At 69.9% G+C, this 12,012-nt stretch carries 13 protein-coding genes; 6 read left to right on the top strand and 7 right to left on the bottom strand.

The features are described from left to right. Positions 1–202 precede the first annotated feature (202 nt). The 3 genes from FGW37_RS18285 (at position 203) to FGW37_RS18295 (ending at position 1,625) form a co-directional block, all read left to right on the top strand. A complete protein-coding gene (locus tag FGW37_RS18285) occupies positions 203–598 on the top strand; it encodes a BlaI/MecI/CopY family transcriptional regulator (RefSeq protein ID WP_179082024.1) in 396 nt (131 codons plus the stop codon). Between the two features lie 9 nt (positions 599–607). Then, positions 608–1,126 (top strand): amino-acid N-acetyltransferase, encoded by a 519-nt coding sequence (locus tag FGW37_RS18290; protein ID WP_179082025.1) that lies wholly within the window; start codon positions 608–610, stop codon positions 1,124–1,126. 160 nt (positions 1,127–1,286) lie between these two features. After that, positions 1,287–1,625, top strand: a complete 339-nt coding sequence (locus FGW37_RS18295) for a histone-like nucleoid-structuring protein Lsr2 (RefSeq protein ID WP_058045639.1) — start codon at positions 1,287–1,289, stop codon at positions 1,623–1,625. Here FGW37_RS18295 and FGW37_RS18300 read toward each other — a convergent pair. Further along, positions 1,556–2,233: an SCO3374 family protein gene (locus FGW37_RS18300; RefSeq protein WP_179082026.1), complete on the bottom strand. Its 678-nt coding sequence runs from the start codon at positions 2,231–2,233 to the stop codon at positions 1,556–1,558. The two genes, FGW37_RS18295 and FGW37_RS18300, sit on opposite strands and share 70 nt — an antisense overlap. A gap of 499 nt (positions 2,234–2,732) precedes the next feature. On the opposite strand from FGW37_RS18300, the gene FGW37_RS18305 reads away from it, so the two are divergent. Beyond that, on the top strand, positions 2,733–5,258 hold the full coding sequence (locus tag FGW37_RS18305; protein ID WP_179082027.1) for an ATP-dependent Clp protease ATP-binding subunit: 2,526 nt from the start codon (positions 2,733–2,735) through the stop codon (positions 5,256–5,258). Positions 5,259–5,380: 122 nt separating this feature from the next. Here the strand turns inward: FGW37_RS18305 and FGW37_RS18310 are convergent, their stop codons facing one another. Next, positions 5,381–5,719: a trypco2 family protein gene (locus FGW37_RS18310; RefSeq protein WP_179082028.1), complete on the bottom strand. Its 339-nt coding sequence runs from the start codon at positions 5,717–5,719 to the stop codon at positions 5,381–5,383. 351 nt (positions 5,720–6,070) lie between these two features. On the opposite strand from FGW37_RS18310, the gene FGW37_RS18315 reads away from it, so the two are divergent. Next, a complete protein-coding gene (locus FGW37_RS18315; protein ID WP_179082029.1) occupies positions 6,071–6,805 on the top strand; it encodes a M23 family metallopeptidase in 735 nt (244 codons plus the stop codon). Positions 6,806–6,932: 127 nt separating this feature from the next. Beyond that, complete coding sequence (locus FGW37_RS18320) at positions 6,933–7,394, top strand: VOC family protein (protein WP_179082030.1); 462 nt, start codon at positions 6,933–6,935, stop codon at positions 7,392–7,394. Between the two features lie 33 nt (positions 7,395–7,427). On the opposite strand, the gene cseC is transcribed toward FGW37_RS18320, so the two are convergent. The 5 genes from cseC to FGW37_RS18345 form a co-directional block, all read right to left on the bottom strand. After that, positions 7,428–8,729, bottom strand: a complete 1,302-nt coding sequence (gene cseC / locus FGW37_RS18325; protein WP_179082031.1) for a two-component system sensor histidine kinase CseC — start codon at positions 8,727–8,729, stop codon at positions 7,428–7,430. A gap of 105 nt (positions 8,730–8,834) precedes the next feature. Continuing rightward, a complete protein-coding gene (gene cseB, locus FGW37_RS18330) occupies positions 8,835–9,542 on the bottom strand; it encodes a two-component system response regulator CseB (protein WP_179082032.1) in 708 nt (235 codons plus the stop codon). A 7-nt stretch (positions 9,543–9,549) separates the two neighbouring features. Beyond that, positions 9,550–10,218 (bottom strand): LppP/LprE family lipoprotein, encoded by a 669-nt coding sequence (locus FGW37_RS18335; protein ID WP_246430435.1) that lies wholly within the window; start codon positions 10,216–10,218, stop codon positions 9,550–9,552. Continuing rightward, positions 10,206–10,754, bottom strand: coding sequence for a SigE family RNA polymerase sigma factor (locus tag FGW37_RS18340; protein WP_179082033.1), 549 nt, complete (start codon positions 10,752–10,754; stop codon positions 10,206–10,208). Before FGW37_RS18340 ends, FGW37_RS18335 begins: the two co-directional genes overlap by 13 nt. A gap of 209 nt (positions 10,755–10,963) precedes the next feature. Then, positions 10,964–11,893, bottom strand: a complete 930-nt coding sequence (locus FGW37_RS18345; protein WP_246430436.1) for an HhH-GPD family protein — start codon at positions 11,891–11,893, stop codon at positions 10,964–10,966. Between the last annotated feature and the right edge of the window lie 119 nt (positions 11,894–12,012).

A 12,012-nucleotide genomic window follows, 5' to 3' on the forward strand; every position in this document is an offset into this window, starting at 1 on the left:
GTTCTCCGTCTCCGTCCGGCACGCATCCTCGTCCGACGCGCGTCTCCGCGCGGCGCGACGGCCGCCGGATGCGCCCCCGGCGGGCGCGGGTGCTCACGGGCGTACGGTTCGAGACCGCATTTCTCGGCCGTGCGCCCTTTTTGCTGCCCCTTTGCTGCCTCGATAAAGCGTCATTCCAGACATCTCCCACTATTATTCGCGTGTGGTCAGACGCCTGGGTGATCTGGAAGACGCCGTCATGACGCGCGTGTGGGACTGGAACCGGCCGGTCACTGTTCGAGAAGTGCTGGAAGACCTTCAACAGGAACGGTCCATCGCCTACACCACGGTCATGACCGTAATGGACAACCTGTATCAGAAGGGCTGGCTGCGCAGGGAAGCGGAAGGCCGCGCCTATCGATATGAGGCGGTCTCGAACCGAGCCGCCTACTCGGCCGCACTGATGAACGAAGCGTGGTCCGTGAGCGACAACCCCGCGGCCGCTCTCGTCGCCTTCTTCGGCATGATGTCGGCCGAACAACGCGAAGCCCTGCGGGACGCCATCCGGGTCGTGCAACTCGACGGGCCCGGCGAGGGCACCGGGACCCCGGGGCGATAGCGTCCGGGCATGCCCGCACTATCAAAAGTCGTCACCGTCCGCCGTGCCCGGACCAGCGATGTGCCGGCGCTGCGCCGTCTCATCAACACGTACGTTCGTGACCGCATCCTCCTCGACAAAGCCACCGTCACTCTTTACGAGGACATCCAGGAGTTCTGGGTGGCCGAGCGGGACGAGGACGGCAGTGTCATCGGCTGCGGGGCCCTGCACGTGATGTGGGAAGACCTGGCCGAGGTGCGCACTCTCGCGGTGGACCCGGACGTGAAGGGCGCCGGGGTGGGCCACGCCGTACTGGGCAAGCTGCTGCAGACGGCGCGCTGGCTCGGCGTGCGGCGCATTTTCTGCCTCACCTTCGAAGTGGACTTCTTCGCGAAGCACGGCTTCGTGGAGATCGGTGAGACACCCGTGGACGGTGATGTCTACAGCGAGCTGCTGCGTTCCTATGACGAGGGCGTCGCCGAGTTCCTGGGTCTCGAACGGGTGAAGCCGAACACCCTTGGCAACAGCCGGATGCTTCTGCATCTGTGATCGCGGTCCCTATGTCCGAATCGCGCCCCTATCACATGCCTCCGGAAGGGATGGTTCCCACGCGGAAGGCGGGCTGAACCTTCCCGGGGGGTTTGTGTTTTTCCGGGAAAGGCGGTTTGCTATTCCTCCGTAATCCCATTTTCCACTGAAAGGATTCCCCGTGGCGCAGAAGGTTCAGGTCCTTCTTGTCGATGACCTCGACGGTGGCGAGGCCGACGAGACCGTGACGTTCGCCCTGGACGGGAAGACGTACGAGATCGACCTCACCACGGCCAACGCTGACAAGCTCCGCGGCCTGCTGGAGCCGTACACCCGCAGCGGGCGCCGCACCGGCGGCCGTGCCGCGGGCGCTCGCGGCAAGGTGCGCGCCGCCGCCGCTGCCGGCAGCCCGGACACCGCGAAGATCCGCGCCTGGGCCAAGAAGAACGGCTACAGCGTCAACGACCGCGGCCGCGTGCCCGCCGACATCCGCGAGGCGTACGAGAAGGCCAACGGCTGATCTTCCGCCGGCCCCTGCGAGCGTGCCCTTCGGGTGCGCAGCAACCGGGCTCGGTGGACCTCCGTGGCCGCCGCGCCCACGAGCCGTGCGAGATCGGGGGCGTCCCCATCGCCCCCGAGGCCGGTCACCGGCAGTGCAGGCTCGACCCCGCCCCCGGGGCTCCCCGGTGCGGGAGGCCGTACCCACACGGCCCTCCCCGGCTTGTCCGGCTTCCCCGGACCGAGCGTCCCGAGGCGCCCGTGGCCCGGGCCGACGGGCACCGGCGCGGCGATCCGCCCGCCCTGCCCCAGCGCGGCCAGGTCCAGGGGGACCGCGCCCCACTCCAGCCAGTCGAGCAGCTCCGGCAGCTCGTCCGCGCTGCCCGCGGCGACCAGGAACCACAGCCTCCGCGTCCGGACGTCGAGGGCTACGGGGCCCGTGCGCACCGGGCGGGCGAGCACGGCGGAGCCGGCGTCCAAAGGGAGATCCAGGACGTCGAAGCGGAGGCCGGTCGGCAGCTCCAGGGGTGCCGCGCCGGAGGTCGGCCAGCCCAGCTCGTGCTCGTACCACCGACGCGCCTGGCACCATTGATCTGCGGGACCGCCGGGGCGCGGGAGGGCAACGGTCATGTGCGGTGCAACGGTGAAACCACCAAGAGGTTACTCTGGGTGGGTAGTTGGGCACACTCCGTATAAGGAGTGGGGGGCGCACAGGCGCTCCGGGCGGCGCGAGGGTGTTCGCCCGTAGCGGATGGACGGTGCCCGCGCCGCATGGATTGTCAATCCTTGCGGGTAAGAGGTTCCCCATGGGAAGAGGCGGTGCGACACCGCGCGGAGCGCGTCATCAACGATGGCGGCGGGCGATGGGCGGGCGTGTCGGGCCGGGCTCGCGTTCGCCGTCGGCGTAGTGACGGCGAGCGTATATGCCTGGCCTGCGGGAACATCGTCTCCCACCATCGGGTTGGAGGAGATGTCGGCTGTTCGGCAGCAGGTTTCCCCGCCGACGCGGGGTGATCCGGACGGATGTCGGCAGTTGGAATGAGCTGTCCCGTCCCGCGGGACTAGCATGCGGAAGGACAGGGAGGGGACCGACCCCTACTTGCCTGACCGCTCTGAGGAGCGATTAACGATGTTCGAGAGGTTCACCGACCGTGCGCGGCGGGTTGTCGTCCTGGCTCAGGAAGAAGCCCGGATGCTCAACCACAACTACATCGGCACCGAGCACATCCTCCTGGGCCTGATCCACGAGGGTGAGGGTGTCGCCGCTAAGGCCCTGGAGAGCCTCGGGATTTCGCTCGAGGCGGTCCGCCAGCAGGTGGAGGAGATCATCGGCCAGGGCCAGCAGGCCCCGTCCGGGCACATCCCCTTCACCCCCCGTGCGAAGAAGGTCCTGGAGCTTTCGCTCCGCGAGGCCCTTCAGCTCGGCCACAACTACATCGGCACCGAGCACATCCTGCTCGGCCTGATCCGCGAGGGCGAGGGCGTCGCCGCCCAGGTCCTCGTGAAGCTGGGCGCCGATCTCAACCGAGTCCGGCAGCAGGTCATCCAGCTGCTCTCCGGCTACCAGGGCAAGGAAGCCGCCACGGCCGGCGGCCCGGCCGAGGGCACGCCCTCGACCTCGCTCGTCCTGGACCAGTTCGGCCGCAACCTGACGCAGGCCGCCCGCGAATCCAAGCTCGACCCGGTCATCGGGCGCGAGAAGGAGATCGAGCGGGTCATGCAGGTGCTGTCCCGCCGTACGAAGAACAACCCGGTCCTCATCGGCGAGCCCGGCGTCGGCAAGACCGCCGTCGTCGAGGGCCTGGCCCAGGCCATCGTCAAGGGCGAGGTGCCCGAGACCCTCAAGGACAAGCACCTCTACACCCTCGACCTCGGCGCCCTGGTCGCCGGCTCCCGCTACCGCGGTGACTTCGAGGAGCGCCTGAAGAAGGTCCTCAAGGAGATCCGCACCCGCGGCGACATCATCCTGTTCATCGACGAGCTCCACACCCTGGTGGGTGCGGGCGCCGCCGAGGGCGCGATCGACGCCGCCAGCATCCTCAAGCCGATGCTGGCCCGCGGCGAGCTGCAGACCATCGGTGCCACCACGCTCGACGAGTACCGCAAGCACCTGGAGAAGGACGCCGCCCTCGAGCGCCGCTTCCAGCCCATCCAGGTCGCCGAGCCCTCGCTGCCGCACACCATCGAGATCCTCAAGGGTCTGCGCGACCGCTACGAGGCCCACCACCGCGTCTCCATCACGGACGAGGCGCTGGTCCAGGCCGCCACGCTCGCCGACCGCTACATCTCCGACCGCTTCCTGCCGGACAAGGCGATCGACCTGATCGACGAGGCCGGCTCCCGGATGCGCATCCGCCGGATGACCGCGCCGCCGGACCTCCGCGAGTTCGACGAGAAGATCGCCGACGTGCGCCGGGAGAAGGAGTCCGCGATCGACTCGCAGGACTTCGAGAAGGCCGCCTCCCTGCGTGACAAGGAGAAGCAGCTCCTCGCCGCGAAGACCAAGCGGGAGAAGGAGTGGAAGGCCGGCGACATGGACGTCGTCGCCGAGGTCGACGGCGAGCTGATCGCCGAGGTCCTCGCCACGGCCACCGGCATCCCGGTCTTCAAGCTGACGGAGGAGGAGTCCTCCCGCCTGCTGCGCATGGAGGACGAGCTGCACAAGCGCGTCATCGGCCAGAAGGACGCCATCAAGGCGCTCTCCCAGGCCATCCGGCGCACCCGTGCGGGCCTCAAGGACCCCAAGCGCCCGGGCGGATCGTTCATCTTCGCCGGCCCCTCGGGTGTCGGTAAGACCGAGCTGTCCAAGACCCTCGCCGAGTTCCTCTTCGGTGACGAGGACGCCCTGATCTCCCTCGACATGTCGGAGTTCAGCGAGAAGCACACCGTCTCGCGCCTCTTCGGCTCGCCCCCCGGCTACGTGGGCTACGAAGAGGGCGGCCAGCTGACGGAGAAGGTCCGCCGGAAGCCGTTCTCGGTGGTCCTGTTCGACGAGGTCGAGAAGGCCCACCCGGACATCTTCAACTCGCTCCTGCAGATCCTGGAGGACGGTCGCCTGACCGACTCCCAGGGCCGGGTCGTGGACTTCAAGAACACCGTCATCATCATGACGACGAACCTCGGCACCCGGGATATCTCCAAGGGCTTCAACCTGGGCTTCGCCGCCCAGGGCGACGTCAAGACCGGCTACGAGCGCATGAAGGCCAAGGTCAACGAGGAGCTCAAGCAGCACTTCCGGCCCGAGTTCCTCAACCGTGTCGATGACACGGTGGTCTTCCACCAGCTCACCGAGGAAGACATCATCCAGATCGTCGACCTCATGATCGCCAAGGTGGACGAGCGGCTCAAGGACCGCGACATGGGCATCGAGCTCAGCTCCGAGGCCAAGTCGCTCCTGGCGAAGAAGGGCTACGACCCGATCCTGGGCGCCCGCCCGCTGCGCCGCACGATCCAGCGCGAGATCGAGGACATCCTCTCGGAGAAGATCCTCTTCGGCGAGCTGCGCCCCGGCCACATCGTGGTCGTCGGCACGGAGACCGAGGGTGAGGAGAAGAAGTTCACCTTCCGCGGCGAGGAGAAGTCGGCCCTGCCGGACACCCCGCCGATCGAGTCGGCGGCGGGCGGGGCGGGTCCCAACCTGTCCAAGGACGCGTAAGCGCCCTCCGCACATTCCGCGACAGCGGGTCGGCCCCGGAACCGCACGGTTCCGGGGCCGACCCGTGTTTTCCGTGCAGGGCCGCCACGACGTCCCGGCCGAGGCCCCCGCCCGGCCCACCGCTACTGCCCGGAGGACCCGAACCGCGACACCCCGCCCGGCCGCTCGTTGCCCACGCGCCAGCTGCCACCTGTGCGCGTGTCCTTGGGCGTCAGGGTGAAGGAGACCTTGTGGGTGCGGGTCGAGCCGCGCGACGCCTCCGCGTCCGCGCTGACCACCCAGGCCTTCACCCCGCCCGAGCCCTTGGCGTCCTTGCGGATCTCGACGGTGAACTCCATGGCGATCTCGCCCACCTCGAAGGCCAGGTCCTGGCCCGCGCCCCGGGCCGCAGCCGAGGTCAGGCCCTCCCGTACCGCCTGGACGGCATCCGCCAGCTCCACGTCCTCGAAACCACTGCTCATCTCTGCCACCCCCGGCCCCGGCGGCCGCTGCGCTGTGTGCGCGACCGCTGACGGGGAGCGTACCGCCGCGGCCGGGTCTTTGGTCCCGGAACCGGGGAGGCCGAATGTCCTTCGGTGGTGACACCCGCCATAGGGCGTGGGTCACGTACTAAGGAAATTAGCAGCCGGACCACACCTCATTTCTCCTATAAAACAGGCGGAATCCCTGCTCAGGGCGGCATGAATTACCAGGCCATCGCTACGGCATTCGTTAGTAGAGGCCGTGCTTGGCAGCCCGGCGAATGCGGGTTACCAAGGTATGGCGATCCCGGTCCGCAGCCGGGACCTGTTTATGCCTGGAGGTTTATCCGTATGTCGAAGCGCACCGCTTTCCGTAACCCGAGCAAGACCGTTCTCCGTACCCGCGTCGCCGTCGTGGCAGCCGGCCTGGGAGCCTCGGTCGCGCTGGGTTCCGGGGTCGCGCTCGCAGCCGACACCACCGCCTCGGTGAGCGAGTTCCCGGCGTTCGCGTCCGTCGCGGCGCTGGACGACGCGCTGAACAAGCAGGCCGAGACGCAGCTGAAGGTGGCGGAGAAGGAGAAGCAGAACGCCGAGCAGGCCAAGCGGGACGCTGCCAAGCGTGCCGAGGATGCCCGCAAGGAGGCCGAGGCCTCCCGTAACCGTGCCGACGCCTGGGTCGCGCCCCTGGCCCAGTACCAGATCGGCCAGCCGTTCGGTAAGGCCGGCAAGATGTGGGCCGCCAAGCACAGCGGCCAGGACCTGGTCGTCGCCAGCGGTACGCCCGTCATGTCCGTCCACGGCGGCACCGTCGTCAAGGCCGGCCCGAACGGCGGCGGCGACGGCCCCGCGTACGGCAACGCCATCGTGATCAAGCACGATGACAACACGTACTCCCAGTACGCCCACCTCTCGCAGGTGAAGGTCTCGGTCGGCCAGAGCGTCAGCACCGGCCAGGTCATCGGCCTGTCGGGCTCCACCGGCAATTCGTCCGGCCCCCACCTGCACTTCGAGATCCGCACCACCCCGAACTACGGCACTGCCATCGAGCCGGTCGGCTTCCTGAAGGCCCGCGGCGGAAGCCTCTGATCACACCTCTGATCACCCTCTGATCAATCGGATCCACCCCAGGAGCCGGTGCACCGCGACACGCGGTGCACCGGCTCCTGCTTTTACGGTGGTAATGCAGCGCAAAAGCCGGTGATCGGAGCGCGTCATGATCAAGGGAATTGCCGTCACCACCGTCTGGGTCCTCGATCAGGACCGGGCGAAGGATTTCTACACGGAGAAGCTCGGCCTGGAGGTCCGCACCGATATGACCATGGGCGGCGAGAAGGGAATGCGCTGGCTCACGGTGGGCGCCAAGGACCAGCCGGACGTCGAGCTGACGCTGATGGTCCCCGGACCGCCCGGGCTCGACCCCGAGTCGGCGGAGGCCATGAAGAAGCTGGTGTCCAAGGGCGCGCTGGGCGCGGGGGTGCTGAGCACCGACGACATCCACCGGGACTACGAGACGCTCAAGGCCAAGGGCGTGGAGTTCCTGCAGGAGCCCCAGGAGCGCCCGTACGGCACGGAGGCGATCCTGCGCGACGACTCCGGCAACTGGTTCTCGCTGACGCAGCGCAACGAGCGGCTGGACTTCGACAAGACCTGGGGCGAGTGCGTCGACCCGATGTGAGGCCCATGACGCCCGTGAGCCGCGTCGGGCCCGCTAGTCCGGCACCTGGATGATCGGGAACGTCCCCGTGCTCGTCGGCGCCGACTCCGGCAGCCACAGCACCGCGATGGCCCCCGTGCCGCCCTCGACCTCCGGGTCGGCGTTGCGGAAGCTCAGGCGGGCGCCCAGCACCCGGGCCTGTCCGGCGGCGATGGTCAGGCCCAGGCCGTGGCCCTTGCCCGCGCGGTCCTTGCTGCCGGTGCGGAACCGGCTCGGCCCCTCCCGGAGCAGTTCCTCGGGGAAGCCGGGCCCGTGGTCGCGCACGCGCAGGACGCGCCCCTCGACGGTGACGTCGAACGGGGGCTTGCCGTGCTTGGCGGCATTGGCCAGGAGGTTGCCGATGATGCGTTCCAGGCGGCGCGGGTCCGTGGAGACGTAGGCGTCCCGGGCGACCCGTACGCGGGCCTCGGGCGCGAACGCGCGCACCCGGCGCTCGACGAACTCGCCCAGCAGGATCTCCTGCATCTCGGCGCGCTCGGCGAAGCCGTCCAGCCGGGCGACCTCCAGCACGTCCTCGACGAGCGTGCGCATGGCCTGGGCGCGGTCGCGGACGAGCTCGGTGGGCCGGCCCGGCGGCAGCAGCTCGGCGGCCGTGAGCAGGCCGGTGACGGGGGTGCGCAGCTCGTGGGCGATGTCGGCGGTGACGCGCCGCTCGGCCTCCAGCCGGCGCTGGAGCGCCTCGGCCATGCCGTCGACGGCGCGGGCCAGGTCGTCGGTCTCGTCCCGGACGCGGCCGCCGATGGCCTCGCGCACCCGCACCTCGGAGTCGCCGTCGGCGAGCTTGCGGGCGGCCGTCGCGGCCTTGCGCAGCCGGCGGGAGAGCTGGTCGCCGATGAGGATGCCGAGCGCGCAGCCGCCGAGGACGACCGAGACCGAGCCGATGATCAGCGCCTTGTCGAGTGCGTCGATGATGGAGAACCGGTCCTTGAACCGGGTGTGGATCGAGAGGATCTTGCCGTTGCGGACCGGCACCGAGGCCCAGACCTCGGGCGAGCCCTTGCCGCCGGAGTCCTGCAGGAACGTGGCGCGCTGGCCGATGGCGGCGGCGTCGCGCAGCGACTTGGGCAGCGCGGGATCGTCGAGCTTGGCGTGCAGCATCAGCCGGCCGGTGTTCTCGTAGTACCGCTGGGCGATCTGTACGCGCTCGTCCATGACGTCGCGGCTGTTGTCGAGCATCGACAGGCGGGCGGCGTTGTGCACGACGAGGCTGAGCGCCACCGCGACCAGCGCGCTGACGCCCGCGATGGCGAGGCTGACCTTCCAGCGCAGACCGGAGCGGAGGGCGAGCTTCACCACGAGCCGGTCCCCACCGGGTGTGTCCCCGCCGAGCCGGTCCCCGCCGGGCGGATCGCCGTCGGCCGGGGCGCCACCGGGCGGATCACCATGGGGTGGTCACCCTCGTCACCCTCTGAGCTTGTAGCCGAAGCCGCGGACCGTCTCGATCCGGTCCTGGCCGATCTTGCCGCGCAGCCGCTGCACGTGGACGTCGACGACCCGGGTGTCGCCGCCCCAGCCGTAGTCCCACACCCGCTCCAGCAGGCGGTCGCGGGAGAGCACCGTGCCGGGCGCGGCGGAGAACTCCAGCAGCAGCCGCATCTCGGTCGGGGTCAGTGCGACGGGCGCGCCGCCCTTGCGGACCTCCATGCCGTCCGTGTCGACCTCCAGGTCGCCGAAGCGCAGCACGCCGCCCTCCAGCTCCTCGGGGGTGTCGGCCCCGGCGGCGCCGTTCTTCCCGCCGGCGTGCCCGAAGCGGCGCAGCACGGCCCGTATGCGGGCGACGAGCACGGCGCCGTCGAAGGGCTTGGTGACGTAGTCGTCGGCGCCGGCCTCCAGGCCCAGGACGACGTCGATGGAGTCCGCGCGCGCCGACAGCATGATCACGGGAACGGTCGACTCGTCACGGATCCGGCGGCAGAGGCTGACCCCGTCCAGGCCCGGGACCATGACGTCGAGCAGCGCGATGTCGGGCTTGCGGGCGCGGAACTTCTCCAGCCCCAGCAGCCCGTCCGGCACCGCGGTCACCTCGAAACCGTCGCGCTCCAGTGCCAGCTGGGTGGCCTCACGGATGACGTCGTCGTCCTCCACGAAGAGCACATGCGTATCGGCCACGCTGCCCTCAGCCCTCCGTCCCCACGCTGGGGAGATCGCCCTTGTCGGTGTTGCCGACCTTGCTGTAGTCGGTGTGCGTGCGACCGGTCTCCCGGAACTCCGTACCCGACCAGTGGTACGTCATGACATCTTCGCCCGAGGCGCAGCAGACCGCGTCACCGGGGCCGTAGACCTGCTTGGTGACGCGGAGGTCGCGGCGGTCGATCTCGGAGTAGACGGGCGCCTGCTCGATCATGAACACGTTCTCGTAGGAGCCGTCGCTCTTCGCACGGTACACATACGAGCCCACGCCCACGGAATCGCCGCACGTGAGGATGTTGACGACGATGTCGTCACGGCTGCCGTCGGTCAGCTTCCCGTAGATCACATCCAGCGGGTACTGGTTCTTCACGCACGGCTTCAGGTCCTTCTTGACCTGGCTGCCGATCTTCGGATCGTTCTTGATCAGCTTTACCGCGTCGATCTTCTCCTGCGGCCGGCCCGCCGATGCCGAGGCCGAGGGCATGCGGGTCGGCTTCGCCGCGGACTGCGTCTGCGCGGTGCCTTCCTTGCGGACGCCCTCGCTGCCCGCATCGCATCCGGCAAGCAGAAGACCGGCGGCCGCGGCCAGAGCTGTGACCGTGCCGCCGGTGATCAGTGCCGGCCTGGGGGGAGCCGCCTTTTTCAGGCTGCGCACCGTTCCTGCCCCCGCTCGTTGCGCTCGAGGGCGTGGAAGTCCAGGTCGCGGCTCTCCAGCTCCTGGCGCAGCCGGGCCAGGGCCCGGTGCAGCGTGCTCTTGACCGTGCCGGTCGACATGCCGAGCGCCTCCGCGGTCTCCTCGGTGCTCATCTGCTCCCAGTGTCGCAGCACGACGACGCTGCGCTGCTTGGGTGCCAGGACCCCGAGGATGTCCATCAGCAGGGCGCGGTCGGCGTGCTGCTCCGTGCTGTCCTCGACGCTCGCGTCGGGGAGCTGCTCGGTGGGCACCTCGTCGAGCTTGCGGGCGCGCCACCACTCCGTACGAGTGTTGATCATGACACGGCGGAGGTAGGCGTCGGCCAGCGACTTGTCCGCTATGCCTTCCCAGCGGCCGTAGGTGCGCACCAGGGCGGTCTGGAGGAGGTCCTGTGCGTCGATGGGGTCCGGCACGAGACGGCGGGCGCTGCGCAGGAGGGCGTCCTGACGGTTGCGCACGTACTCCTCGAAGTCCAGAACCTTGCCGCTGCTGGCCATCTCGCAGCCTCCATTCCGCTTGCATTCCCCGCGTCACGCTGGTGGTCTCCCAGCACGGGTAGGACGCTACGGAGGAGCTGTTGCGGCGTGATGTGCGGCAGCACTGCGGCAGGTGCACAGCTGTCCATAGGTTGTGTAACAGCGATGCGGGAGCAGGGGCGGTAGGGCGTGAAAAGGGGGCTCTGTCCCGTTCGGGAGCCCCCTGCGCGCTACGTCAGCGGCAGCCGGTACCTGCCACCGGCCAGCGGCTCCACCAGGCCGTCCGCCACCAGCCCGTCCAGCGCCCGGGCCCGCTGCACCGGCTCGTCCCACACGGCGTCCAGCGCCGCCTGCGGTACGGGCTCCAGCGCCTCGCGCAGCACCGCGAGCAGCTTGCCGCGCACCTGCCGGTCGGTCCCCGCGTACGTCTGGCCGCGGCGCGGCGGGCCGTCGTGCGCGGGGGATCCCGCGGCGCGCCAGGCGCACCGGTCGGCGATCGGGCAGCGCCCGCAGACCGGCGTGCGCGCCGTGCACACCAGAGCACCGAGCTCCATCGTCGCGGCGGCCCAGCGGGCGGCCACCGGCTCGCTCTCCGGCAGCAGCGCCCGGGCCAGCTTGCGCTCGGCCGCGGTGGTCGCGTTCGGCGGGTACTGCGCGCCGCTCACGGCGCGCGCGAACACCCTGCGCACGTTGGTGTCGAGGACCGCGTGCCGCTGCCCGTAGGCGAAGGAGGCCACCGCGGCCGCCGTGTACTCGCCGACGCCCGGCAGCGCCAGCAGCCTGGCGTGGTCGCGCGGCACGTCGCCGCCGTGCAGCTCTGTGATCGCCGTTGCGGCGGCGTGCAGCCGCAGCGCCCGCCGCGGATAGCCGAGCCGGCCCCACGCGCGCACCGCCTCCCCGGGCGGCTCCGCCGCCAGGTCCGCCGGGCGCGGCCAGCGCGCGAGCCACTGCTCGTAGACGGGCAGCACCCGGCTGACCGGCGTCTGCTGCAGCATGAACTCGCTGACCATCACGCCCCAGGCGCCGGCTTCGGGGCGGCGCCAGGGCAGATCGCGGGCGTTCGCGGCGAACCAGTCGATGACCGGGCCGTGGAGCTCCCCGGGAAGCGGCTCGGAGGAGGAGGACTCGGAACGGATGGTGGTGCGGTCTGTGACAGTCATGGCGCTTCCGATCCTGGCACGGCCGTGCGCGACGGAGAAACGCGCCGGGCCCCGTTCCCCTGACTTTCGTCTGACTTTCGTCAGGGGTGCGCGGACGGGCCGGCTTGTACCGTCGGACC

It is taken from the genome of Streptomyces rectiverticillatus (assembly GCF_013394065.1).
Lineage (GTDB): Bacteria > Actinomycetota > Actinomycetes > Streptomycetales > Streptomycetaceae > Streptomyces > Streptomyces rectiverticillatus.